The sequence below is a fragment of the Ruminococcus sp. SR1/5 genome, from assembly GCF_000209835.1.
In the GTDB taxonomy this organism is placed as follows: Bacteria; Bacillota; Clostridia; order Lachnospirales; family Lachnospiraceae; genus Blautia_A; species Blautia_A fusiformis.
The window spans coordinates 3,351,048-3,370,804 of the sequence record NC_021014.1; the positions used below are offsets into that span (position 1 = coordinate 3,351,048).

General features: G+C 40.4%; 19 protein-coding genes and 5 pseudogenes. 3 read left to right on the top strand and 21 right to left on the bottom strand.

Translation table 11 applies throughout. The features are described 5' to 3' along the window. Positions 1–8 precede the first annotated feature (8 nt). From CK1_RS16765 to CK1_RS16820, 13 genes and pseudogenes are all read right to left on the bottom strand, one after another. Complete coding sequence (locus CK1_RS16765) at positions 9–965, bottom strand: glycosyltransferase (protein ID WP_015527320.1); 957 nt, start codon at positions 963–965, stop codon at positions 9–11. Continuing rightward, positions 962–1,623: pseudogene (locus tag CK1_RS18660) on the bottom strand (capsular polysaccharide synthesis protein). The gene CK1_RS16765 and the pseudogene CK1_RS18660 overlap by 4 nt, the downstream one beginning before the upstream one ends. 856 nt (positions 1,624–2,479) lie before the next feature. Continuing rightward, entirely contained in the window at positions 2,480–2,908 is a 429-nt protein-coding gene (locus tag CK1_RS18665; RefSeq protein ID WP_353611196.1) for a hypothetical protein, read from the bottom strand. Between the two features lie 4 nt (positions 2,909–2,912). Beyond that, on the bottom strand, positions 2,913–3,095 hold the full coding sequence (locus CK1_RS16780) for a hypothetical protein (protein ID WP_015527323.1): 183 nt from the start codon (positions 3,093–3,095) through the stop codon (positions 2,913–2,915). Between the two features lie 351 nt (positions 3,096–3,446). Continuing rightward, positions 3,447–4,153, bottom strand: a pseudogene (locus CK1_RS16785) (CDP-glycerol glycerophosphotransferase family protein). 47 nt (positions 4,154–4,200) lie between these two features. Continuing rightward, positions 4,201–4,580: pseudogene (locus CK1_RS18670) on the bottom strand (CDP-glycerol glycerophosphotransferase family protein). Positions 4,581–4,711: 131 nt separating this feature from the next. Next, the gene (locus tag CK1_RS16790) at positions 4,712–5,236 is read right to left on the bottom strand and encodes a hypothetical protein (RefSeq protein WP_306289020.1); all 525 of its coding nucleotides are present in this window, start codon (positions 5,234–5,236) and stop codon (positions 4,712–4,714) included. After that, the gene (locus CK1_RS16795) at positions 5,161–5,586 is read right to left on the bottom strand and encodes a glycosyltransferase family 2 protein (protein WP_306289021.1); all 426 of its coding nucleotides are present in this window, start codon (positions 5,584–5,586) and stop codon (positions 5,161–5,163) included. Before CK1_RS16795 ends, CK1_RS16790 begins: the two co-directional genes overlap by 76 nt. A 162-nt stretch (positions 5,587–5,748) precedes the next feature. Then, positions 5,749–6,390 carry a DUF4422 domain-containing protein gene (locus CK1_RS16800; protein WP_353611269.1) on the bottom strand — a complete coding sequence of 214 codons (642 nt, stop codon included), beginning with the start codon at positions 6,388–6,390 and terminating at the stop codon, positions 5,749–5,751. Next, entirely contained in the window at positions 6,387–6,512 is a 126-nt protein-coding gene (locus CK1_RS16805) for a DUF4422 domain-containing protein (RefSeq protein ID WP_015527325.1), read from the bottom strand. The genes CK1_RS16800 and CK1_RS16805 overlap by 4 nt, the downstream gene beginning before the upstream one ends. Next, complete coding sequence (gene glf, locus CK1_RS16810; protein ID WP_015527326.1) at positions 6,509–7,636, bottom strand: UDP-galactopyranose mutase; 1,128 nt, start codon at positions 7,634–7,636, stop codon at positions 6,509–6,511. The genes CK1_RS16805 and glf overlap by 4 nt, the downstream gene beginning before the upstream one ends. Positions 7,637–8,386: 750 nt before the next feature. Continuing rightward, a pseudogene (locus tag CK1_RS16815) lies at positions 8,387–8,680 on the bottom strand (UDP-glucose 6-dehydrogenase); the annotation flags it as partial. 392 nt (positions 8,681–9,072) lie between these two features. Continuing rightward, positions 9,073–10,308 (bottom strand): zinc ribbon domain-containing protein, encoded by a 1,236-nt coding sequence (locus CK1_RS16820; protein WP_015527331.1) that lies wholly within the window; start codon positions 10,306–10,308, stop codon positions 9,073–9,075. 310 nt (positions 10,309–10,618) lie between these two features. On the opposite strand from CK1_RS16820, the gene CK1_RS16825 reads away from it, so the two are divergent. From CK1_RS16825 to CK1_RS18675, 3 genes are read left to right on the top strand one after another with little or no spacing between them, the layout of a single operon-like run. Beyond that, complete coding sequence (locus CK1_RS16825; RefSeq protein WP_015527332.1) at positions 10,619–10,747, top strand: hypothetical protein; 129 nt, start codon at positions 10,619–10,621, stop codon at positions 10,745–10,747. An 11-nt stretch (positions 10,748–10,758) separates the two neighbouring features. Further along, entirely contained in the window at positions 10,759–11,433 is a 675-nt protein-coding gene (locus CK1_RS16830; protein WP_306289129.1) for a tyrosine-type recombinase/integrase, read from the top strand. 56 nt (positions 11,434–11,489) lie between these two features. Next, positions 11,490–11,726: a tyrosine-type recombinase/integrase gene (locus CK1_RS18675; protein WP_353611197.1), complete on the top strand. Its 237-nt coding sequence runs from the start codon at positions 11,490–11,492 to the stop codon at positions 11,724–11,726. 187 nt (positions 11,727–11,913) lie between these two features. On the opposite strand, the gene galE is transcribed toward CK1_RS18675, so the two are convergent. From galE to CK1_RS16870, 8 genes and pseudogenes are all read right to left on the bottom strand, one after another. Further along, the gene (gene galE, locus CK1_RS16835) at positions 11,914–12,930 is read right to left on the bottom strand and encodes a UDP-glucose 4-epimerase GalE (protein ID WP_015527335.1); all 1,017 of its coding nucleotides are present in this window, start codon (positions 12,928–12,930) and stop codon (positions 11,914–11,916) included. Between the two features lie 92 nt (positions 12,931–13,022). Continuing rightward, a pseudogene (locus CK1_RS16840) lies at positions 13,023–13,944 on the bottom strand (sugar phosphate nucleotidyltransferase). 143 nt (positions 13,945–14,087) lie between these two features. Continuing rightward, positions 14,088–15,443, bottom strand: coding sequence for a sensor histidine kinase (locus tag CK1_RS16845; protein ID WP_015527337.1), 1,356 nt, complete (start codon positions 15,441–15,443; stop codon positions 14,088–14,090). Next, on the bottom strand, positions 15,440–16,114 hold the full coding sequence (locus tag CK1_RS16850) for a winged helix-turn-helix domain-containing protein (RefSeq protein WP_044961949.1): 675 nt from the start codon (positions 16,112–16,114) through the stop codon (positions 15,440–15,442). Before CK1_RS16850 ends, CK1_RS16845 begins: the two co-directional genes overlap by 4 nt. Before the next feature lie 157 nt (positions 16,115–16,271). After that, positions 16,272–18,092 carry a Na/Pi cotransporter family protein gene (locus CK1_RS16855; protein WP_015527339.1) on the bottom strand — a complete coding sequence of 607 codons (1,821 nt, stop codon included), beginning with the start codon at positions 18,090–18,092 and terminating at the stop codon, positions 16,272–16,274. A gap of 284 nt (positions 18,093–18,376) precedes the next feature. Continuing rightward, entirely contained in the window at positions 18,377–18,877 is a 501-nt protein-coding gene (gene greA, locus CK1_RS16860) for a transcription elongation factor GreA (protein ID WP_015527340.1), read from the bottom strand. Then, a complete protein-coding gene (locus CK1_RS16865; RefSeq protein WP_015527341.1) occupies positions 18,874–19,026 on the bottom strand; it encodes a hypothetical protein in 153 nt (50 codons plus the stop codon). Before CK1_RS16865 ends, greA begins: the two co-directional genes overlap by 4 nt. Next, a complete protein-coding gene (locus CK1_RS16870) occupies positions 19,014–19,547 on the bottom strand; it encodes a CarD family transcriptional regulator (protein WP_110102861.1) in 534 nt (177 codons plus the stop codon). Before CK1_RS16870 ends, CK1_RS16865 begins: the two co-directional genes overlap by 13 nt. Positions 19,548–19,757 lie beyond the last annotated feature (210 nt).

Consider the following 19,757-nt stretch of genomic DNA (forward strand, 5'->3'; position numbering starts at 1 on the left):
TTTGCAAACTATTTCTCCTTAATAACAAAACCCGGTTTATATACAGGATGCTTTCCTAATTTGTTTTTTAGTGCATCCATTTGAGCTGTTTTAAATAATTTCTTTTCTTCTGACGTATTTTTAGACAATATACTAATATCTAAGATATACCTCTTAAAGAATCTATTAATAAAGTATCTTAACGGAAAGTATTCTTTTAAAATGTATAACTGATTTCTTCGGTTATAATAATTGTGCCATCCAATTTTTCTTGTTTCTACGCCAGGCGTGTCATGAACAAATACACTTGCTGGAACACACACCAACTTACCAATTTTTCCAAGTCTAAGACTGTGTTCATTATCATCTCCATAGATAAATAAATCTCTAAGAGTTGTACCGACATTCTTTAATGCTGAAACCTTGATCATGGTCCCAACATAAGAGAATAAATCTATTTCAAAACCGTCTGTATTATAATATTTTTTGTCTACACCTACGAATCTAATTCTAAAGAAATCTTTTTCAATTCTACTTCTGTGAGATTCATGAATTTGCCCATGATTTACAACTGCACTAGACAGTGCTACAATCTCATTTTGCTTTTCAACTTCTTGCTTTTGATAATATGCAATCATTTTCTCAATTGCATCATCATTAGGAAATGCGTCATCATCTGAAACTAGTATCCAATCCGTTTTTAATTGCATTGAATTTACTAAATTCAGTGCATGTTCCATACCAGCTCCAAAGCCACCTGCACCTCCAGTATTTTCACTTAAATATACAACTTCTTTATCGAAATTTGTTTTACTATCAAGCCACTTTTTCAAAAAATCTATTGTTCCATCTGTACTACAATTATCTACAATTATTATTTTTTCTATCTTATAAGTTTGCTTCTCATAACATGACAAAGCAATTTTCAACTTTTCTAATCGGTTAAATGTAACGAGTACAACCGTTACTCTTTGTCCTAAATTCATAATAAATTTTCTCCTTCTTTCTTGCTTAAAATATATTTATAAACAGTTTCACTATCGGATGCAGATGGAAGATTTTTATATGTTAATTTATGCACATTACTCATTTGTAATATATGTCTTAGTTTCTCTTTATTCACTTTATTATTGAGTTCAAATGATAGGAGATGCGGGTATGTATTTGAAAAGTAAAGCATATTTTCAAAATTTTCTCTAAAACAGTCCTTTTCACACATAGCCGCTATCATAATATGAAAAATAAAATAATCGTCCATATGCTTATTGTTTAGCCAATAATTAATCATCGATTCCTTTAGTGAACACATGAAATAATTATCCGGATTTTTAGCATACATAAACCAATTCGACACCTTTGTTACTGTCATATCCAAAAAAGATGCTTGATAGAAAAAATATCACTTTGCAATATTTTTTCATCAATTTTACCTGTTAAAAAGACAGTAGCATCAATCCATAGCCCACCATAATCAGCTAAAAGAGCAATCCTGCATAAGTCTGAAAAATTTGCATTAGTGATTTTTTTCTGTTTCCACATATTAACGATTTTGTCCGGCAGTTTTACATATTCAAACAAGTTATTTTCATTCAATTCGATAACTTCAAAATTCATTTTTGCTGAATAGCACTTAACTGTACTCAAACATCTTTGAACTATTAAAGGAGCATTCTCAGATCCTTGAAACCATAACCACCATATTTTTTAATAGTGTCATTATCCTTCAATTCTTTATATTCTGGATAAACAATATAATTAGCTATTCTTTTTTTACTTTTAATTGCCAATTCATTCGTCTAAGTAAATTATTATTGGCTACGCACAATATTGGACTTTTTTCATTAATAAATCTAAAAAAACATTTTTTATACCGTATAATTTTAGCCATGTCCGCACCTTTTCAATATTCATTTGAACCTCCATTCCATCGATAGCATAAAGAGTAATAAAAACACTCTATTACACAAATATCTGTTGATCTTAATATTCAACAATTCCCATTTTCAAAATCATGCCATCAACAATGCTATACCTTTTATTTTTTACAAAATAAAAGTAAAACCTCATATGCCTAAATCATTTTTAATTCTCTTCTTAATCCTTATTTTTTCTATTCTTAATAAATAAATTAGTCAGAAAATTTGTTGCAGGTTTTTCAAAAAACAATTTAAAACGAATCCTACAATTACGGCAATAAATATGCAAATACCACTCAACAGAACGTTTTCCACAGTTACTTCATTTAGTGAAAATAATAATCTACTAAACCCCTTTACCACAAACTCATGAGATAAATACAACGAATAACTGAATGTCGCTACTCTCATAATCATTTTAGAATTGTATATCGCACTATCGTTTACCAAATAGCAGACAAAAACTAATACTGGCAAAAGTAATGAAATAGCATCTAATCCGAACTGTATAGAATAATTGTATGCAACCCCCGCTGACCAAAAAAGCAGACTACATAAAATCCATTTCCATTTGGATTTCGCAACTACTTTTTTTCATTATTACTCGACAACCATACTAGATAAATCAAAATACCAATTGTGAATGTTAAACACGAAAACCTATACTGGCTATAAATTGGGTTGCTTTTTAAAAAAATTTCTCCCAACAAGAAAATTAGGAATAAAATTATTGCGACAATTTCATTTCTATACTTATGGCTCACCTTCATAACAATCCAATATAACAAATAAAGCCAAACCTCAGGCAATAATGCCCACGCAACATCTAAAATTGGTCTTACGATTCCATTAGGATTCACATAAGGTATAAACAATAAGGATTTGGCCAAGTAGATCGGATTTGCCGTTGTGGTATTAAACAATGAAGGTTTTATCGACACAAGAATATATGTAAGAACAGTCATTAAATAATATACTGGAATTATTCTTATAGATCGCTTGGTCAAAAACAACTTATTACCATTTTGTGTCGAATACGCTACTAAAAAGCCACTTAAAAGGAAAAATTGCTACTCCATATCCGCCAAATGAAGGTCCTATCATCTTTTTAAAAAGTGGAATGTGACTCATTACAATTAGAAGAGCTGCCATTCCTCTTAGCTCTTGCAGATTTTCAAAAAAGTGCTTCTCTCTATACATTTTTAAAAGTTTCTCCTGTACTACATTATATTTTAAGGAAGCAAGCACCTTAACTAATATGTATATGTGTTATAGTTAACAGCAAAAGTCAGTTCCATATAAAGATTTCATACAATAATCCATTCAAAACAGCTCATCAGAATACAAAGATTAAGGAAAGCATCTGCAGACATGCTGTCGCACAGCAAAGATAACTGGTGTAGAGTTTCATTTTCTGATAAGCTGGATTACTTGCGTTATTTTCTTGAATTCCTATATTATTTGCTTACACTCAATCACAAAAACACACGATTAATTTTGTCAATCTTCCTACACATTTTTTCTTAAACTATAAGACTTTTTAATTAATGGTTACTTTTTTAATTCACACAATTGCGCAATTAATTTTACAGCTTCAATAGTTGCCTTTCCGTTTTCAAAGGATCCCAATGTATTTTGGTGACAAATCATCTTTTTACGAAATTCGTTTTCATTAAAATTTTCGATTTCCTGTTTGAGTTCTCTATTTGAACAACACACAGGGAATCCCCATGTATGAATGTCCATATCAAAGCTCCGTTGCTTTATATATCGCTGAAGATCCGGAACATATAAAAAACAAGGTCTGCCGGTCAGAGAATAATCCCACATTGAAGACGAATAATCTGTAATTAATGCATCACTAGTATAAAGCAATTCTTGCATATCAGGATATTGGGTCAAGTCAATCACATTTGATAACTTCTCTTTTCCATAAATGTGTGCTCGAAATAATATTTCACATTTTTTATCAAAACGTTTTTCAAATGCCGCTTTTATCTGCTCATAATCGATTAATTCAAACTGATCAAGTCCTTCACGCCATGTCGGTGCATAAAGAACTGCAAAACAATCTTCTGAAATTCCAATTTTTTTACGAATGGATTTTTTTTGTCTAGCACAGTCTGCTTTACTAAGCAATCATTTCTAGGCATACCAATTTCCAAAATTTTTCCCGTATAGCCTAATTGCTTTCGGCATACTTCTTGTTCCCAATACAAACTACTTACAATAAAATAGTCAATTTCTTTAAGATGCATATCGCGTCTTTTTTCATAAGCACTGTTGCGTAATTTTTCTTCATTTCCTATTTTTTATAGCATCCACCACCATGCCATGTCTGAATTTCAATCTGTGCTTTTCTTTTTGGAATCTCAATAGCTTGCAAAAAATTACATACATAGACTTTGGATGTAATTCGATATAGAAAATGCTGAAAACTTCTATACTTACATGCAACAACATTTTCCGGTGTTTTCACTCCGTCTTTAACTGCCCACACAACTTCTACAGAATTGCCATACTCTTTTTTAAGTACTCTGAAATGTACTTAGGATTACAACTATATCCATCACCTGAGAAAGATTCAAATATAACACGATTCTTTTTTACTGGAAAAACAAAAAAACTTTTCGGATATTTCTTAACGCAATAATGTATACAAGTTTGACTTGTTCTAAAAATGATTTCATATTTTCCTTTCTCTTATCCTCGTTGATGCTTTATATAGAGTTTCCAAGCATATTTATAAATGGGAAACCCTAATTTTAAGCAAAAGTAAGCAACTTTATCCCTCTTAGGCGTTCTCGGATTTTTAATTATCTTTGAACTGTTTTTTTCAAAAATCTAATAATTTCAATCCTTTTTCGAATATATTCAGGAGCTTTGACATCAAGCATTTGATTTAATGTGCTAAAGTAAGCATATCCTCTTCTACGAAGCGTTGCATTTTCTAGATCTGGATATTTTACATTAACATAATCTGCCATTTGGTTTGTCATCTCAATAAGATCTAATTTACTTAAATTAAATTCTGATGTTACAATACTATTATTACGAATCACATAATAGTATTTCGGAACAAAAGAGCATATAATCTCATCACATTGATCAAACAGTAAATATGAAGTTCCTATATCTTCAAAAATTTTACCCTTTGGATATCGAACCTTATCAAAAAGATCTCTATGCATTAATTTAGCATAAGCTGCCGTATCAACCTCTTCATGATAACACATCATTTCAATACACTGTTTACCGGAAAGAATCACTTCCTTACCATTGCCTTTATTTTCAATATGTCCATTACTTGTGTAAACCACATGCAATGAGCAAAGAGACATTCTATATCCTTTTTTATTAAATTATATAAAAATTCAACATAATCTAAATCAAGATAGTCATCTGAATCGATAAATGTTAAATACTCACCTGTTGAATGCTCTATACCGTAGTTTCTAGCATCCGATAATCCTCCATTCTCTTTGTGAAAAACTTTGATTCTGCCATCTCTCTTTGCATATTCTTCGCAAATAATGCCTGAACGATCTTTTGTCCCATCATCCACTAAAATAATTTCTAAATTTCGATAAGTCTGGTTGATAATCGTATCCAAACATTTAGCTACATATTTTTCTACTCCATAAACAGGAACAATCACCGATATTAATGGTTCACTGTATCTTATTTCCATAGTATTTTCCTTAATTCTTATATTTATTTGCTCCTTATGCAAACGTATTTCTTCTTATTAGTTAAAGCCATACAGCTAAGATTTAGTAATTTATCTAATTTGATATGACTTTAAAAGCTCCCATTGTATTTCACTTTAAAAAATTTAGCTTTTAAAAAGCAATCAGCTTTTTATTCCAATTAATTTTTCCATATACACATACGGAATCTCCATAATTTCATTTTGCTTAAGTTCACCAATCTGAAGTTTTTGATCAATCCAGACATTAAAAATAATTTCACTCACCCTGCCATAAAAGCGTCCTTGAAAAGTGCTTAATTCAGAAACACCTATCCGCTTTTCCAATGCGAATAGAATATCAAAAAGCCATGAACAATAATCTTCTAACAGCTCTTTACGCATTATCATCATATTAAACATAAAACCATATGTATGCTTTATAACTCGATCAAAAGCCTCAAGATACTCTGGATATTTTTCCTCAATAATAATCCGGGTCTCATCCAAATGACTGGCATAGTGGGTATGAGCGTAATGACTATAAAGAGATTCAATATAATATTTTTGTTTTTTGGGAACAAATACCTTTACTTTATCTAGGTATGGTTTTAACTCTTCATATGTTAGAATATTCTCAAATCCTTTTTTATGATTCATCGAAAAGTGCCTTCTATAATGAACTAAACCAACAAAATCCGCATCTAGATTTTTCCATGCCCAATAAAGACCAGTTAGTTCACAAAAAGAAGCATTTTTTTTCGAGATGTTATTACCAGTATTATCCTTGATATATCCGAGATTCAGTTTATTTCCATTTGAATCTTTTTTCCTTCTGCTCCAACATGTATAGGCACATACATTGAATCAGTCGGCATTATATATTTCTTGTGAGTTGCAACAACAATCTTCACTGTGCTATTACTCATTTGTTCTCCTCCAACTCATTTGCAACTCGTTCAAGCGCCGAAGCGATAACTGCATCCATGTCATAGTACTTATACTCGCCAAGACGGCCACCAAAGATCACATGTTCTTCTGCACCTGCCAGCTTTTTATATTCAGAATAAAGCAAGCCATTCTTAGCATCATTAACCGGATAATACGGCTCATCTCCCGGCTTCCACTCACTGCTATACTCGCGGCTGATGATAGTCTTCGGCAAATCATTACCGTCCTCGTCCTTACCGAACTCAAACCATTTATGCTCAATGATGCGAGTCCACGGAGTTTCACGGTCGGTATAGTTCACCGCGGCGTTACCCTGGAAGTTTGGTTTGTCCAAAGTCTCCGTTTCAAATCGGACAGAACGATATTCCAGCGTACCCAGCTTATAGTCAAAGTAAGCATCAATCGGTCCAGTGTATACAACTTTATCAGCCAACGCATCCAGCGCAGCCTTATTTTCCAGATAATCTGTGTTCAAACGAACCTCAATACCATCCAGCAAATTAGCAATCATCTTGGTATAACCCCCAACAGGAATCCCCTGATAAAGTGCATTAAAGTAATTGTTATCAAAGGTCAGGCGAACAGGAAGTCTTTTAATAATAAAGGGCGGCAGATCCTTACAATCGCGCCCCCACTGCTTCTCAGTGTAGCCCTTGATCAGCTTCCCATAGATATCACGGCCGACAAGAGAAATGGCCTGTTCCTCAAGGTTCTGTGGCTCATGGGTGATTTCCTTACGCTGTTCTTCGATCTTGGCGGTAGCTTCCTCTGGTGTCACAACCCCCCACATCTTATTGAACGTATACATATTGAACGGCAGCGAATACAACTCCCCCTTGTAATTGGCTACAGGTGAGTTCGTAAAGCGATTGAACTCAGCAAACTGTGTAATGTAGTTCCAGACCTTTTTATTGTTAGTATGGAAAATGTGAGCACCATATTTATGGACGTTGATGCCTTCAACATTCTCTGTATAAATATTACCTGCGATGTTCGGGCGCTTATCTACTATCAAAACAGACTTACCATGTGCTTTGGCTTCATGTGCAAAAATTGCCCCGTAAAGGCCAGAACCTACTACTAAATAATCAAATTTTTCCATAATGTACTCCTCCACCCTTACTGGGTTCATTCCTCATTCTTTTTATCTATCTACACATCCATATGGATGGCATTTCTCTCTAATTTCCACTGTGTGATAGCCACACTCGGCTAAGTGTTTTCTTATGCTGTCGTATCCAATTACCCCAGCAATCATGTTTTCTACTCCATAAAACATCCGTTGAGTACACTCGTCTCTATTCCTCTATAACTGAAGTGTTACTTTATACAGTCGAACCCCGTATACCCTGCAATGACGTTTTTTCTAAGTGTTGGATTGTTGAATCAAAACCTGTCGGTGCATGAGTTTTGTTAAAACTGTATATATCACACAGTCTGATTTCTACAGCTCGTTGTTCACTATGAACAAATCATTCACTCTCCCCGGATAAAACATGTATTTATCATCACCATCCAGGCTCTACTCAACAGCTGTTTTATGAAGTAGAAATCATCTGTTTTTCCGTAATTTTCATGACTCAACAAACCGTTATGATGTAGGTGTCATTAGCGGGTCAGATAGTGTACTCAACAGCAGTTTCAGACGTTAATGATAAACTCATGGATTTTTGTTGTTTTATCCTGTTTTCCGCCATTTCCTCATAACTTCCAAAAAAGTTGTGCCAATTTTGTGTCGCAGCGGGCAAAAGTTCAGCGTTTTGTATGAGTTATTGGCATTTTCAGTTCATACAGCTGTGAAATATAACCAATTTCAGTACCCCATATAGTGTGCAAAACGGGTTCTTTTCGACGATGCTACGTCAATACGGTTTGTTGAGTAGACATTTGTAGGAGCAACAATTACTACAAAGTCAGCATCAGCGTATGCGGTCTTAGCATCCAGAGTTACAGTCAAGTTCAGTTCCTTCTCTGCAAGATACTTTTCAATATAATCATCCTGAATCGGAGACTTCCGGTTGTGGATCATCTCGACTTTCTCCGGAATGATATCCACAGCGGTCACATGATGATGCTGGGAAAGCAATGTGGCAATCGACAAACCAACATAACCAGTGCCCGCAACGGCGATTTTGTAATTCTTCATGTCATTTACTCCTCCGTCCCTCATCGGGCATATCCTCTAATTTTTGCACCTATGTACACATCCTGTATTTCAGGATGGTATTTCATTTTCATAATCTCCTGTGTCATATCTCACAGTTCTATTAAAATAACTTCGAATACACTCCCCAACTCAAAAGCCGGCACATTCTTCGCCGTGCCCGCACCTTCTTCAGGCGCACACACGACAGGCGGTATTCAACCCTACGGTGTTTATCACTGATATACACCGTGTTTTGCTTTCGCTTTCTTTTTGTCAGCACGGCAAAGCCGATGCACTGACCTTATGACATCTGTTTTCTGACATACCATAAGGTCAATCCACCTGCTCGCTTTTCATACTGATATTCTGTTCTGTTTCTTTTGTTCTTCCCTTCATGCCCCACGTCCAAACTGTGTCAGGCACTTTTTCCCGAGATTTCTCACAGCATTCAGATATCGGTTCGTCTGATGTCCATTGGCGCAGCAGCATAGTTCTGTTCTGGTGTCAGTCCGAATGATTTCTGCGCCGCATCTGGCACAGATTGTGCTGATGCCGGTGGCGTGGACTTCGATAACGATGATTCCGTTTTTCCAGGCTTTGTAGTCCAGGTACTGGCGGATCCTGGTGCTTAAGTGGAGCGGGCCCCAGTTTCCTGAGCCTTTCATGACGTTTCTGGAATATTCCTGGTTATAACGTGGAAGTACGATCACAGAAACGTCCTGCTCTACGGCAAAACGTAAGATCTGGCTTGTGACCTGGTGTCCATAGTGTTCAGAAAGATGTTTCAGATGCATCCAGTATTTCTGATCAACTCTGCCTGTCTGTCTGCCTCCGGTTGCTTCCTGGGACTTCTGGATCTTTTCCAGAAGCTTTCTGCAATGGTGGCTGTATTCCTTTCCGCCTTTCCAGAACTTCACTGCAATCTCCTGACCGGTTCCGTCCAGAACAACGCCTACCGCAAAGGCATCACTGTTTGTAAACTGAATACAGAGTATCCTGCATCCTGCCTGCATCCTCTGACGTACGGTTGCTGTATTTTCATTGTTCTGACGTACTGGAACATGCAGCATGTCATATTTGTATTCAAAAACTACGGATGGGGACATGAGTCTGGCGTTTTCCGGAAAGTCTCTGCCTGACAGCCGGCAATGCATCCAGGTCCATGTGTCTCCTGTCCAGACACGCAACGTGATCTTTTTAGCGGAAAAATCCTGATACATTCCTTTGTAATAAGTAACTGCTGCATTTAGTTTCTCTGCTCTGCCAATCTTCTCATCCTGGACAAAATGGCTGATATAGCTTTTGGCTGAAGCAATTCCTTCATTGGCTGCTGCTCTTCGAAAATACAGTGGAACCTTTTGCCAGGGGAGGGGATCTGATGGTATGCGTCCGCCTCGTCCCGGAATGCTCATGATCTCCAGCTCGCGTAAAGTCTGCTGGCTTCCCATTTCCCAGAGATCCGTATGATCCAGAAGCAGGTTGTAATAAAATTCAGCGATCCGGTTATAAAATTCCTGTGTGGTCCGCAGCCATTCCGGATGTCTGCACCAGAGATGCAGTCGCCAGGTTGTGATGCTGTAGCCGCTTTTTCCGGTGTTTTCTTTTTTGCCGGTTTCCGGTTCTTTCATTTTGGTTCTCCGTTTTTTGCAAAGAAAAATCATTATAATATAACTTATCTAAATTATTATTTTTGTCACTTATCATTTCCATAAGCGACAGGTGATTTTCTCTCAAATTGCATAGTTTTTGAATCTTAATCAATGATAGCATTGCACACTGTCACTGTCAAGATACGAAAAATGCACCACTTTCGACCAAAAATGCAGGTTTTTTCGGTTGATTTTTTTTATATACGACAAATTTTCCTTTTTTCGCTTATTAGTGGTCACAAAAATGGTCAGACTTTTGCTATAATAGTGCGAAAAGGAGACTACGATTATGCCTAGAAAAGGGGAAAATATCAGAAAAGAAAAGATGGCCGATGGGAAGCACGCTATGAAAAATGTCGTGACCAGAATGGACGTATCCAGTACGGATATCTGTATGGTCGTACATACGAGGCTGTAAAAAAGAAAAAGCTGGCTGTTTTATGTCAGAATAATCTTCAAAACTCTCCGGGAAAGTGTTATGTATTTCGAAACCTCAGTGAAGAATGGATGTTATCCATGCGTTATGCTGTAAAGCTCAGCACCTATGCCTGCTACGAAACACTTCTTGATACACATATCCTTCCGGAATTTGGTGATACGCCGCTGAGATACATCTCTTCTGCTTCTGTATATACCTTCTCTGAAAAGCTGAAACAGCAGGGGCTTTCGCCACGTACCATCAAAAATCTTCTGATCCTGTTCCACAGTATTTTACGCTATGGTGAAAAACAGGGGTATTTGAATCTTTCACAGCTTGAATTTCGGTATCCCAAAATAAATACCAGTCCTTTTCAGCTTATTTCTCATGAACATCTCACAAAGCTGATCACAGTTCTCTCTGCTGAGGACTCAGAATTTCCCATCGGCATCCTGCTATGTATTTATACAGGGATCCGCGTTGGCGAGCTCAGCGGTATCCGGTGGGAAGATATTGATTTTGATAAAAAACTGCTTCATATAAGGCGAACGATCTCACGGATAAAAAATCTTGATTATTCTGGTGAATCTGATGACGAACCCAAAACCGTTTTAATGATAGGTCCTCCTAAATCAGTCTCATCCATCAGGGATATTCCAATCCCTGATTTTTTATTGAAAAAATGAAGCGGATTGCTGCTGAACCTGATTCATACCTGCTGACGGGTACGAATCGTAAATGTATGGAGCCCAGAAATATACAGCGTAAATTCCAGAAGCTCCTTCAGCAATGTGAAATCCCCAGTATCAACATTCATTCTCTCCGGCATGCTTTTGCCACCCGTTGTACGGAAATGGGATTTGACAGCAAGACACTTTCTGAAATTCTGGGACATTCGTCCGTCAAGATCACCATGGATATTTATGTGCACAGCAGCATAAAACAAAAGCAGAAGTGCATGGAAAAGCTGAACTATTAGCAGTCAGAATTATGGTCAAAGCAGGCCGGAAGTCCTCATTTATACGGGTTTCCGGCCTGTTTGTCGCTTATGGAAATGATAAGCGACTTTTTACCCTCAAAAAAGCAACACGGCAGACACCCCTTCGGGGCTGTCTGCCGTGTTTTATATCGCTTTTATGTTTTTATGTAATTAAGCTTTCTGTTCCTTAAGCCTCATATCCATTAGGGTTCTGGCTCTGCCATCTCCAGGAGTCTGCACACATCTCGCGGATTCCGTTCTCTGCCTTCCAGCCAAGCTCTTTCTCAGCTTTGGTTGCATCGGAGTAGCAGGTTGCGATGTCGCCTGGGCGGCGTGGTTTGATCACATATGGGATCTTAACGCCGGTAGCTGCCTCAAAGTTCTTAACAATATCAAGAACACTGTAGCCTTTTCCGGTTCCAAGGTTGTAGATGCTTAATCCGGAATTGTCTTCCAGCTTCTTAAGGGCTTTTACATGGCCCTTGGCAAGGTCTACTACGTGGATGTAGTCACGGACACCTGTTCCATCCGGTGTATCGTAATCGTTTCCGAATACGCCAAGCTCTTTCAGCTTGCCTACTGCTACCTGTGTGATATATGGCATCAGGTTGTTCGGGATACCATTTGGATTCTCACCGATGGTTCCGCTCTTATGAGCACCGATCGGGTTGAAGTAACGAAGAAGAACTACGTTCCACTCCGGGTCTGCCTTCTGGATGTCTGTAAGGATCTGCTCCAGCATGGATTTGGTCCAGCCATATGGGTTGGTACACTGTCCCTTCGGGCACTCCTCGGTGATCGGGATCATTGCCGGATCTCCGTATACGGTTGCTGAGGAAGAGAAAATAATATTTTTAACATTATGTTTTCTCATCACGTCTACAAGAGTAAGGGTTCCTGCGATATTGTTCTCATAATACTCCCACGGCTTGGCAACAGATTCACCAACTGCTTTCAGTCCTGCAAAATGAATACAGGAGTCGATCTCTTCTTTGTCAAAAACTTCATTTAATGCTTCGCGGTCCAGGATATCTGCTTTATAGAATTTCACCGGTTTGCCTGTGATCTTGGATACTCTGTCCAGAGCCTTCTCACTGGAATTGCATAAATTGTCAACTACTACAACATCATATCCTGCGCTCTGCAGCTCTACAACGGTATGACTTCCAATGTATCCTGCTCCACCTGTTACTAAAATTGCCATAGTTTTTCTCCTCCTCTATTGGATCTAACTGTTCCTGTTTATTTTAGCACTGTTCCTTTGTTTCCACAATAGCAGAAAACCAGGTTTACTACTTAATCCCAGAGTCCCTGCGGATAAAGTCCCTGATCCTTCAGATTCTGGATCGCGGCTACCACTACCGGTTTGTCCTCTTTATAGGTCACTCCGTACCATTTATCCTGTGTGGTAAGGACCCTGACTGCTGCCTTTTTTCCTGAAGGAGCTCGTCAACTACAAACGGAAGGAAATATTCGCATTTCAGAGGATTTTCCGGAATGCTCTTTTCAAGGAATACCGGGAAGCGTTTTACCAGCTCTTTCATAAATCCACCGGTGAAGCCCCACATATTCATGGATACCGGAGTCTCTCCCGGGAGACTTGTCCAGGTTTTTCCATCGTCCTCTGTGTAGGCTGCTCCGCCGTCACGTTTCTCAATGTGTGTTCGCTCATTGATATCTGCAAGATATCCATTTTCATCTGTCTCACAGACACCTCTGGAAACGTAGCCATTGTCTGTCAGGGTATTCTCAAGACGGTAGCCTACCATCATATACTGGGCAGGTACAGTGTCCTCCTGGGCCTGGATCAGGAAATCATACGCCATCTTAAAGGCATGGGTTCCATAATAATCATCTGCATTGATCACCACAAATGGTCCGTCGATCTCTCCGGCACAGCTTAATACCGCATGTCCGGTTCCCCATGGCTTCACACGGCCTTCCGGAACCTGGAAGCCTTCCGGGATGTTGTTAAGATCCTGATGCACATAAACGATCTCCACCTTGTCACTTAAGCGGTCGCCAATGGCATCGCGGAAATCCTGTTCATTCTCTTTTTTATGATGAATATCACTTTCTTAAAGCCTGCACGTACGGCATCATAAATGGAAAAATCCATGATGATATGACCTTCCTGATCTACAGGATCGATCTGTTTCAGTCCGCCGTAGCGGCTTCCCATTCCTGCTGCCATTACTACCAGAACCGGCTCTTTCATAATTTTGTTCCTCCTGATTTTTAGAAATACAGGGATTTTTTCCCATACATAGTTTAAGCCGGTCAGATTCTCATCCGACCGGCCTTTGAACCTTTTTTTATTATACTACACTTCACCGTGAAATCCTACTGATTATTTTCAGTTTATTTTCGGTCAGAAGTATTCTCCGGGAAAACGATCTCCATCCTGGTTCCAACTCCCTGTTCACTTTCCACGTTGATCTGTGCATGATGAAGCGTTGCTCCATGCTTCACAATGGAAAGCCCCAGACCGGTTCCGCCGGTCTGTCTGGAATGGCTTTTGTCTACCCGGTAAAAGCGCTCAAAGATCCTTCCCTGTTCACTTTTCGGGATTCCGATCCCGTCATCTGCCACACAGTAGAACGGATGCCCTTTCCGGTTGCCTACCATGATCCGCACATGACCATTCTGTTCTGTATAGCGAACTGCATTGTCTGCAATATTAAAAAGCATCTCATAGAGTACATGGCGGACACCCTTGATCTTCTCTGCACTTCCGGCAAGCTCAAGGAAAATATTTTTCTTTCCGGCAGGATGTCTGAGATTATTTCTTACGTCTTCCGCAAGCTCATAAAGATCCACCTCTTCAAAGGGAACCTCACTGTTGCTTTCATCTAGTCTGGAAAGCTGGATGATATCCGCTACCAGATTGGAAAGTCTTATTGATTCATGGTAGATCCTTCCGGAAAATTCCCGTATATGATCTGCCGGAACCATGCCGTTCATCATAAGCTCCGCATAACCGGAAATGGACATCAGCGGGGTCTTCAGCTCATGGGAAACATTTGCAGAAAATTCCTTCCGGATCTCCTCTGCCTCCTTCAGTTCTTTTACCTGCTGCCGGATCTGCCGGTTCTGTTCATCCACCCGCACAAGAAGGGGACGCAGCTCCTCATAGCACACATTGTTCAGCGGATGCTCCAAATCCAGATCGTTGACCGGACGGATCAGCTCTCTGGTCTGTCTCTGTGCAAAAACAAACTCCAGGATCAGTACCAGGAGCATCAGAAGTCCCAGCACAGCAAGACTTGAGATCCATGTGGAATATATGGAGTCTACGGTTTTTCCTACACGGAGCACGTTTCCGTCATCCAGCTTCACCGCATAATAAAAGGTCTTTTTTGCAAAGGTTTCTGAATAACGGATACTTTCGCTTTTTCCATTTTTTTCTGCCTGTATAAATTCCGGACGATCACTGTGATTTGCCAGTTTTTTCGGAGAGGCCTCAGAATCGTAGAGAACGGTTCCGTCTTTACGGATGAGAGTCACACGACTTGATGATACTGTCTGAAGCTTTTTTGTGAGAAAGGAATCTCCATACTCATCCATGGCAAGGCAGATATACTGCGCTTCCTCACGGACTCCCCGCTGCATGTATGTGTTTAATTTATTGTAGGTGACCACACTTGCTGCCAGAAACGTGACAAGAACAGCAAAAATGATCATAATGCTTGTATGATGCAGAATTTTCTTTTTCATACATGATCTCCGATCCGGTATCCCACGCCACGCACTGTCTCGATCAGATTTCCGGCTTCCCCCAGCTTTTGTCGGAGAGTCCGTACATGAACATCTACAGTCCTTGTTTCTCCGTCAAAATCATAGCCCCACACATGGCACAGGATCTGGTTTCTGGACATGACCAGTCCTTTGTTCTCCATAAGATATTCCAGAAGCTCGAATTCCTTTCTGGTCAGCTCCTTCACCTCACCCTGATAGCTGACTTCGTGACGGGACACATTGACACGAAGACCCTTACAGTGCAGCTCCCTCTCTTCGCTCTGCCTTGCGCAGCGCCGAAGGACCGCTTTAACCCTGGCTACAAATTCCATCATCCCGAAGGGCTTGGTGATGTAATCATCTGCGCCGCCCTCCAGACCTTTTACCTTGTCAAACTCCGCTTCTTTGGCTGTGACCATGATCACCGGGATATCCCGGGTCCTGGTATCACTTTTCAGTCGTTTCAAAATATTATACCCATCTTCACCCGGGAGCATGATATCCAGCAGGATCAGTTCCGGCATATTTTTTTTCATGGCTGTGTCAAGTTCTGCCCCGGTTTCAAAACCTTCTGCCTCAAAGCCTGTTGTCTCCAGGGTATAGACAAGAAGCTCTCTGATATTTCTCTCATCTTCCACACAGTAGATCATTCTATATCCTCTCTGTTCGTTTTTTGCCGTTGGCACTTCATAATCGTCTGGTCTTTTTTGTTCCATGCCTTCAGTATAACTGCTTTCTTTTTACTGCACAAGCCCTGGCCGTCTGCTGATACAGATAACCAGGGCATAGCATTATTTCGATATCTTTTTATTGGCTGCCTGCCGCTGCCATCTGGGCTGCCGCCGGCTCATCCTTTATTTCCGGAAGCTGATACTGACTCCGGATCACCTCCAGCGCACGGTAGAAGGTTTCGTCCGGCCCATGTTTGATCTGCTTCAGGTGCTGATGTGTATCAAAAGCATCTTCATGAACCTGTGTCACACAAACACCGATATTGGAACAGTGATCTGCCACACGCTCCAGGCTGGTAGTCACATCGGACAGGATGAATCCCATTTCAATGGTACATTCTCCGGCGCGAAGTCTCTGGATATGCCGGTACTTCAGTTCCTTGCTGAGTTCATCGATCACTTCCTCCAGTGGCTCGATCTCTCTCGCAAGTTGCACATCCTGATTTTCGTAAACCTTGTAAGCAATATCTACAATGTCTTCCACCGCATGCTCCATGACACGTAACTCTTCCAGCGCCTTATCCGAAAACTTCAGGCCTTTTTCATAAAGCTCCTGTGCGGATTCCATGATGTTCACACCGTGATCGGAAATCCTCTCGAAATCACCGATACAGTGGAGCATGATGGAAACACTGTGACTGTCATGAACGGAAAGATCCTTCTGGTTCAGTTTTACAAGATAGGTTCCAAGTTCATCCTCATAACGGTCTACCTTTTTCTCTGCTTCTTCCACCAGAGCCTTTCCTTCTGCGCTGAAATTCTTCAGAAGGTCCAGGGCGGTAAACAGAGTTCTGTGAGAATCCTCTGCCATTTTTTTCGCTGCATTCCTGCTCTGCTCAACTGCAAATGCAGGTTTCTCCAGAAAACGGCTTTCCAGGATCATGAAATCCGGATCTGCTGCCACCTTCTCCTCCTCTTCCTTCCTGTCGCGGATAGTAAGACAGGCAAGCTTCTCCAGAGCCTTTCCAAACGGAAGAAGGACAAGAGTTGCCGTGATATTGAAGGCACTGTGCAGGATCGCGATCCCGGCCGGAGTCGCTGCCTGTGCCATAAATGAAAAATGTACTGCTGCATTTATCGCATAAAATACTGCCATGAACAGCATGGTTCCGATCAGATTGAAATACAGATGGACCATAGCCGCACGTTTTGCGTTTTTGCTGGCTCCGATGGCTGAAAGGATCGCAGTGATACAGGTACCGATATTCTGTCCCATGATAATAGGAAGTGCTGCACTGAACGGTACCATTCCGGTAAGGCACAGTGCCTGGAGGATACCAACCGATGCAGAGGACGACTGGATGATCGCTGTCAGCACTGCTCCGGCCACAACTCCAAGGATCGGATTGGAGAATTTCACCAGCATTCCGGTAAACTCCGGTACCTCTGCAAGAGGTTCCACAGCTCCGCTCATGGCATTCATTCCATACATCAGGATCGCAAAGCCTACAAAGATCGCTCCCACGTCCTTTTTCTTCTGGCTTTTTGTAAACATGATCAGAACCACGCCGATCAGTGCCAGGATCGGTGAAAATGACGTCGGCTTAAAAAGCCGGATAATAAAGTTATCACTCTGGATACCTGTAAGACTTAAGATCCATGAGGTTACGGTAGTACCGATATTGGCACCCATGATGATTCCCACAACCTGGGACAGCTTCATGATTCCCGAGTTTACAAAACCAACGACCATAACGGTAGTTGCCGAGGATGACTGGATCACTGCAGTCACACCCATTCCAAGAAGAACGGCTCTGATGGGATTGGAGGTAAGTGTCTCCAGGATCCGCTCAAGCTTTCCGCCTGCAACCTTCGCAAGCCCGTCTCCCATTAAGTTCATTCCATAAAGGAAAATAGCAAGGCCGCCAAGCAATGCCAGTACGCTGAAAAAGTCCATAATACTCTCCTTCACTTTCTCTTTTTGATATGTTTGATTTCCTTTTTTCTCATTTCAACGATTTTCATAATAGCGGCCTATTGTAAAATTTTCCCCACTGGAATGTAAAATCTGTGTAAAAAATAAAACAGAGGATCCTGTTACGGGAAACCGATTTCCCGTCAGGATCTCTCTGTCCTATATATCGTACAGTGGTTTTTATCCTTATGATGTGTTTTGTGCTGCGGATATTCTCATTCCGCTGAGCTGCATGCTCATGAGCAAAGCTGCCCTGCGATCTGTGATCAGAATCCGCGGATCTCCTCATCCTCAGATCCGGTCTTGTCGATGGATTTTATTACAAGGTAATAGCTGTAATCATCATTGACCTTTACTTCCACCCGGTCTCCTACACGATGACCGCGCAGTGCCTTGCCGATAGGCGATTCAATACTGATACGGTTTTCCATGGAATTTCCGCGGATGGAAGTAACCAGCTTGTACTTCTCCACCTCATTATCTTCTTCAAAAAGAACTTCCACGATATCGTCCATTCCCACTTCGTCAGATCTGGAAGCATCGGATACAATGGATGCCGTCTTCAGCATCCTCTCCAGATAACGGATGCGGCTCTCGTTCTGATTCTTATGCTTCTTGGCTGCATAATACTCAAAGTTCTCACTTAAGTCTCCCTGGGCACGTGCCTCCTTGACCGCCTCAATGGCTTCCTTACGTACTACCAGTTTACGGTGTTCGATCTCCTGCTCTATTTTTTCAACATCCTTGCGGGTAAGCTGTTCTCTCATTTCTCTGGCATCTCCTTTTCTTTATAACATTCAGACTGATCCTGGATCTGTTCTCCACTTCCTGTGAAGCTTCTGTCACAGATACAGGATTTCTGGAAGGTTACCGGAAATACCATAGCAGATACGCTCTGCTTTGTCAAACAGCGCATACCTGTTCTTCGGCTTCCTCCTGCTGGTGTACTCGCTGTTCAATATAATCTGCCATATGTTCTTTGGGGATATCCAGTAACATGGAAAATTCAGAATAGAGATGATCCTCTGCAAGCTTCAGATACCGCTCGTCTGTAGCGGTTGTTTTTTTGCCATGAGATAATCTGGCCTGTTTTCTGACGTAGATCGTCTTGATGATCCGAAGAAGATCTCTGCATTCACAGGTACGGATGCATTTCTTGTAGCTATCCTCCCGGAATTTCTCATTCTCAATACTCAGTGTCTCAATGGATGGGATCTCATCGATAAGCCTCTCCGCTTCTTCCCTCGTAATGATTCCGCGAAGCACCTGCTTTCCACCTTCCACCGGTGTAAATATCTTCCCATCTGTTTCTCCTCCGGGCCTCAGTACATAATAAAGCTTCTCGCCGGAGGAACCATCCACCCTCATTGTGGTAACTCCTGTTACCTGGCAGATGCCGGTACGACCATACACAACATATTCGCCTGTTTCAAACATTTTTCCACTTCCTTTCATTTTTTACTTTTCTTTTGTTATCCTGGCGCTTATTGTGCTCTAATGAAAGCTCCCTGCCAGGTTATATATCCAGACAAGGAGCTTCTCACTGAGGATTCTATCCTTATTTTACTACTTTTCCCATTTATTTGCAAAAGAATTCAAAAAGTTTTTTATTTTTGTGAAATACGCCCACAATGAGGGCATATATTT

Excerpts from the sequence above, each read along its gene's own strand:
- CK1_RS16765 (WP_015527320.1), bottom strand. The coding sequence starts at position 965 with ATGAATTTAGGACAAAGAGTAACGGTTGTACTCGTTACATTTAACCGA.
- CK1_RS16780 (WP_015527323.1), bottom strand. The coding sequence starts at position 3,095 with ATGTATAGAGAGAAGCACTTTTTTGAAAATCTGCAAGAGCTAAGAGGA.
- CK1_RS16790 (WP_306289020.1), bottom strand. The coding sequence starts at position 5,236 with ATGTCTCTTTGCTCATTGCATGTGGTTTACACAAGTAATGGACATATT.
- CK1_RS16795 (WP_306289021.1), bottom strand. The coding sequence starts at position 5,586 with ATGGAAATAAGATACAGTGAACCATTAATATCGGTGATTGTTCCTGTT.
- CK1_RS16805 (WP_015527325.1), bottom strand. The coding sequence starts at position 6,512 with ATGAGTAATAGCACAGTGAAGATTGTTGTTGCAACTCACAAGAAATAT.
- glf (WP_015527326.1), bottom strand. The coding sequence starts at position 7,636 with ATGGAAAAATTTGATTATTTAGTAGTAGGTTCTGGCCTTTACGGGGCA.
- CK1_RS16820 (WP_015527331.1), bottom strand. The coding sequence starts at position 10,308 with ATGAAAGAACCGGAAACCGGCAAAAAAGAAAACACCGGAAAAAGCGGC.
- CK1_RS16825 (WP_015527332.1), top strand. The coding sequence starts at position 10,619 with ATGCCTAGAAAAGGGGAAAATATCAGAAAAGAAAAGATGGCCGATGGG.
- CK1_RS18675 (WP_353611197.1), top strand. The coding sequence starts at position 11,490 with ATGGAGCCCAGAAATATACAGCGTAAATTCCAGAAGCTCCTTCAGCAA.
- galE (WP_015527335.1), bottom strand. The coding sequence starts at position 12,930 with ATGGCAATTTTAGTAACAGGTGGAGCAGGATACATTGGAAGTCATACC.
- CK1_RS16845 (WP_015527337.1), bottom strand. The coding sequence starts at position 15,443 with ATGAAAAAGAAAATTCTGCATCATACAAGCATTATGATCATTTTTGCT.
- CK1_RS16850 (WP_044961949.1), bottom strand. The coding sequence starts at position 16,114 with ATGATCTACTGTGTGGAAGATGAGAGAAATATCAGAGAGCTTCTTGTC.
- CK1_RS16855 (WP_015527339.1), bottom strand. The coding sequence starts at position 18,092 with ATGGACTTTTTCAGCGTACTGGCATTGCTTGGCGGCCTTGCTATTTTC.
- greA (WP_015527340.1), bottom strand. The coding sequence starts at position 18,877 with ATGAGAGAACAGCTTACCCGCAAGGATGTTGAAAAAATAGAGCAGGAG.
- CK1_RS16865 (WP_015527341.1), bottom strand. The coding sequence starts at position 19,026 with ATGCGCTGTTTGACAAAGCAGAGCGTATCTGCTATGGTATTTCCGGTA.
- CK1_RS16870 (WP_110102861.1), bottom strand. The coding sequence starts at position 19,547 with ATGTTTGAAACAGGCGAATATGTTGTGTATGGTCGTACCGGCATCTGC.